The organism is Shewanella aquimarina (assembly GCF_023349185.1).
Taxonomy (GTDB): Bacteria; Pseudomonadota; Gammaproteobacteria; order Enterobacterales; family Shewanellaceae; genus Shewanella; species Shewanella aquimarina.
Genome location: NZ_JAKIKY010000025.1, coordinates 1 through 4397, shown reverse-complemented (window position 1 = coordinate 4397; position 4397 = coordinate 1). Strand labels below are relative to the sequence as shown.

4 protein-coding genes, 3 tRNA genes and 1 rRNA gene are annotated in these 4397 nt (G+C 50.2%); 7 read left to right on the top strand and 1 reads right to left on the bottom strand.

Annotation, left to right across the window (positions count from 1 at the left end):
* The 3 genes from rrf to birA all read left to right on the top strand — a co-directional run.
* Positions 1–106, top strand: a 5S ribosomal RNA gene (rrf, locus tag L2731_RS19420); the annotation flags it as partial.
* A 395-nt stretch (positions 107–501) separates the two neighbouring features.
* Complete coding sequence (gene murB / locus L2731_RS19415; RefSeq protein ID WP_249254882.1) at positions 502–1542, top strand: UDP-N-acetylmuramate dehydrogenase; 1041 nt, start codon at positions 502–504, stop codon at positions 1540–1542.
* The gene (gene birA, locus L2731_RS19410) at positions 1535–2494 is read left to right on the top strand and encodes a bifunctional biotin--[acetyl-CoA-carboxylase] ligase/biotin operon repressor BirA (RefSeq protein WP_249254881.1); all 960 of its coding nucleotides are present in this window, start codon (positions 1535–1537) and stop codon (positions 2492–2494) included. The genes murB and birA overlap by 8 nt, the downstream gene beginning before the upstream one ends.
* A gap of 52 nt (positions 2495–2546) precedes the next feature.
* Here birA and coaA read toward each other — a convergent pair whose 3' ends face one another.
* A complete protein-coding gene (coaA, locus tag L2731_RS19405; protein WP_041510717.1) occupies positions 2547–3497 on the bottom strand; it encodes a type I pantothenate kinase in 951 nt (316 codons plus the stop codon).
* Positions 3498–3732: 235 nt separating this feature from the next.
* Between coaA and L2731_RS19400 the strand changes: the two genes are divergently transcribed.
* The 4 genes from L2731_RS19400 to L2731_RS19385 all read left to right on the top strand — a co-directional run.
* Positions 3733–3808, top strand: a tRNA-Thr gene (locus L2731_RS19400).
* Positions 3809–3815: 7 nt separating this feature from the next.
* Positions 3816–3900, top strand: a tRNA-Tyr gene (locus tag L2731_RS19395).
* 36 nt (positions 3901–3936) lie between these two features.
* Positions 3937–4010 (top strand) — tRNA-Gly (locus tag L2731_RS19390).
* A gap of 189 nt (positions 4011–4199) precedes the next feature.
* Positions 4200–4397: GTP-binding protein (locus L2731_RS19385; protein WP_249254880.1), on the top strand; the 198-nt coding region annotated here is incomplete at its 3' end.

The following is a 4397-nucleotide window of genomic DNA, read 5'->3' as shown; positions in this document are numbered from 1 at the left end:
ATAGCATTGTGGTCCCACCTGATCCCATCCCGAACTCAGAAGTGAAACGCAATCGCGCCGATGGTAGTGTGGGGTCTCCCCATGTGAGAGTAGGTCATTTCCAGGCGCCTATTAAGTGAAGAAGCCACCTGAATAAGGTGGCTTTTTTGCGTTTGGGGTTTATGAAATTATCGACGTTTTCTCTCGAAACCACCTTAATTAAAGTCAGGTGGCTTATTCACTTATGTAGGCATGAATGCCTACTCCCGACGTCAGCCGAAAAATGCTTTTCGATAACCCTTTCAGCCTTACTCTATCTCATATCTTCTAGAGTGCCTTATAGCCCGCAAGCACAGTTCAAGATGAAAGTTTGCACTCTATGAACTCCCCTAGTGCAATCTATAACTATCCATAGAAGAATCTTGCGATCCCGTGAGATTAATCTTTGTTGGGATTTAGGCCGGCGGAGCCAGATACGTTACAATGGCTTTTTTGATTGATAGGCAAACACACGCTTCCTCTATGGACTCTAAGATCACAGATTCTTTAACGCAATTTAATACCCTAGGCCTCGAGGCTGATTGCTTTAGTTTGGTAAGAGCAAGGCAGGAGGCCGAGCTTATTGCCATTTGCTTGCAGACATTCAAAGCGCAGGAGCCTCTTTTGCTGATTGGCGGTGGTAGCAACATTGTCTTGACTGAAACCTTCCAGGGCACAGCGGTTTTAGTGCAGACCAAAGGGATAGAGGTGAGCCAGGATGACGAACATTACTACCTCAAGGTGGAGGCTGGCGAGGTGTGGCATGAACTCATCCAGTTCTGTCTCGAACATAATATGCCAGGCCTCGAGAATCTTGCGCTTATTCCCGGTTCTGTAGGCGCTGCGCCCATTCAAAATATCGGCGCCTATGGTGCGGAACTGGCGCAGTTTTGTGATTGGGTCGAATACTTAGATTTGCCTAGCGGTGAGATAAAGCGGCTTGAGGGGTGCGATTGCGAATTCGCTTACCGAGAATCTATCTTCAAAAATACCCTGAAGCGTCGCGCCGTGATTCTGAGGGTGGGCTTAGTGTTGCCCAAGGTGTGGCAGCCCAACCTGAGTTACGGGCCACTGCAAGAATTGAGTAAACGTAAGCAAGGGGTGACACCGAAAGAGGTGTTCGACTGCATCTGTGACACACGTATGGCGAAACTGCCCGATCCTGCCGTATTAGGTAACGTGGGTAGCTTCTTCAAAAATCCTGTGGTTAGTCAGCAAACATTCGAGCGGCTTCAGCAGCAATATGTCGACATAGTGGGCTATCCCCTGGAGGATTCACAGGTTAAGTTGGCGGCTGGCTGGTTGATTGACAGAGCAGGGCTGAAGGGAGAGTCTGTCGGCAATGCGTCGATTCACCTTAAACAGGCGTTGGTTATCGTCAACAAGGGAGGCTGCAGTGGCCAGGACGTGTGTGACCTGGCTAGGCTCGTGATAGATAGGATATTCGATGATTTTGGCGTAAGGTTAGAGGTCGAACCTAGGATCATAGGTGCAACCGGACAGAAGGAATTAGCAGATGCATGATCAGTGGGCCCGTCGCCGGGAGATTATTCGCTTGTTGAGCCAGGGGCAGTTTGTGTCGGGCGAGGCGCTGGCCAGTGAACTCGGTATATCTCGGGCGGCGGTGAGCAAACAGGTGGCCAACTTAGAGGAGTTTGGTGTCGATATCTATAGTGTCAAAGGCAAGGGCTATAAGTTAGCCACGCCTATCTCGCTTATCGATGAGACGGCGCTTAAGGCCTCGATAAAGAACCGTTGTTTCTACTTCAATGAGATAAACAGCACCAACGGATTTCTGCTTGAACATGTGAAGGACCTCAGCAGCGGCGATATCTGCGTGGCCGAGTATCAGTCTGCCGGGCGAGGACGCCGCGGACGTCATTGGGTATCTCCCTATGGCTGTCATCTCTATACCTCCTTCTATTGGCAGTTTTCTCAGGGCATGGCGCAGGCGATGGGCCTAAGCCTGGTGGTTGGCTGCTCATTAGTGACTGTGCTTCGCTCTTTGGGCGTAGAGGGCATTGGTGTTAAGTGGCCCAACGACATCTATCTCAACCGTAAGAAGCTTGCGGGCATACTGATCGAGATGAGTGGTCAGGCCGACAGCGTATGTGACCTAGTCATTGGCATTGGTATTAACCTTTCTATGTCACCGGCGCAGGCGGATAAGATAGATCAGCCATGGAGCGATCTGTCTGAGCTGGCGCAGCTGCCGGATAAGACGGAGTTGATGATCGCCCTGCAACGCCAGTTGGTTACCGATCTCGAATTGTTTCAAAGAGAGGGCCTTAAGGCGTTCCAAGCAAGGTGGCGTGAGGCAGACCTGTTCGACGGTGAGCCTATCAAGTTGCTGATGGGCGAGAATAGCGTCGAGGGGATCTGCTGCGGTATCGACGAGCAAGGAGCGATATTGCTCAAGACGGAGGAGGGCACTAAGGCCTTCGTCGGTGGCGAGATATCCATGCGTCCAGCATAACAAAACGGCCATCAGTTGATGGCCGTTTGTTTTATAGTGATTAAGTAGCTAGCTACTTACGCATTAGCACCTGGTGCATCATATGATCTGTCCCCTTACGCAAGATGAGGTGCGCCCTATCCCGGGTGGGTAGAATATTCAGGTTCAGGTTAGGGCCGTTGATGCTGTCCCAGATATTCGCGGCTATCTTAGTGGCCTCATCATCGCTCAACTCTGAGTAGTGATGGAAATAGGAGTTAGGGTCGCTGAAGGCGCCGGTGCGGAACTTGAGGAAGCGGGAAATATACCACTCTTTTAACAGCGGCTCTTCGGCATCGACATAGATGGAGAAGTCGACAAAGTCGGACACGAAGGGTTGCTGTATGGCGACATGGGTGTCTTGCCCCGTCTGCAGCACATTGAGCCCCTCGATGATCAAAATGTCGGGCTGTTCTATCGCCTGTTGGGTATCGGCCACCCTGTCGTAACTGATATGGGAATAGATAGGCGCATGCACCAGACTCTCACCGGCCTTTATCTTAGAGATAAACTCGACCAGCAATTTCATATCATAGCTTTCTGGAAAGCCTTTACGTTGTAGCAGTCCACGGCGCTTCAGCTCAGATAGGGGATAGAGAAAACCGTCTGTGGTGACCAGGTCGACCTTGGGGTGTTCGGGCCACTGACGCAACAAGGCCTGCAGGATACGCGCCGTCGTGCTCTTACCCACGGCAACACTGCCGGCAATGCTAATAATGTAGGGGCGCTTGGGCGGCACGCGACCGAGAAACTGATTCAATACCAGTCCTCTCTGCTGCTTGGCGCCGACGATCAGATTAAGCAGGCGGCTCAGGGGCAGATAGATGTCGGTCACTTCATCGAGAGAGATAGATTCGTTGATGCCGCGTAGATCATCGAGATCGGATTCGCTGAGTGTTAAAGGCACTGATTTTCGCAGCTCGGCCCACTGTTGGCGGGCAAATGCGAGATAGAGTGCATTATGAATTTGGTTGTCGGCGTGCATGAATGAAATCTCCCCTTAGGCAAGGCACAGTACACCATAGACTCAAGCGGAACAACATCAAAAACACGATTCCATAATGGCTGATTAAGCGGTTCGAGGTTTATGGGTAAATAGTGCACTTTCTGAGGCTTGCGTGGCGGAAAAAACGTCGTTTAGGCGATTTTTTTGCAGATTTTTAAAAATAGGTATTGCACTTGTGCTCACGATTACCTAATATCCGCTACCGAAATGACACGCCGGCATAGCTCAGTTGGTAGAGCAACTGACTTGTAATCAGTAGGTCCCGAGTTCGACTCTTGGTGCCGGCACCATTTCTCTGGAGGGGTTCCCGAGTGGCCAAAGGGATCAGACTGTAAATCTGACGGCTCAGCCTTCGAAGGTTCGAATCCTTCTCCCTCCACCATTTTTCTAGGTAGTTAGGTAACCTTAGTTAGGTTGCGCGGATGTCGTATAATGGTATTACTCCAGCCTTCCAAGCTGATAACGCGGGTTCGATTCCCGCCATCCGCTCCAATTTTCGCTGATTGTGCCCGTATCTATGAGCCAGCCCAACAGGGTCCCGTTCACGATAAACTGCCTTCAGCCTTCCCAACTAAGCTTCCGTAATTATCTTAATTAAATCGATTCGATGACATTATAGGCATCGGATTTTTTGTTGTATGTAGATTTCATCACCAAGTATCTCTTAATTGGGGCAATACCATGGCTAAAGAAAAATTTGAACGTAGCAAACCTCACGTAAACGTGGGCACCATCGGTCACGTTGACCATGGTAAAACAACTCTTACAGCTGCTATCTCTCACGTACTGACTAAGACGTACGGTGGTGAAGCTAAAGATTTCGCACAGATCGATAACGCTCCAGAAGAGCGTGAGCGCGGTATTACCATCAATACCTCT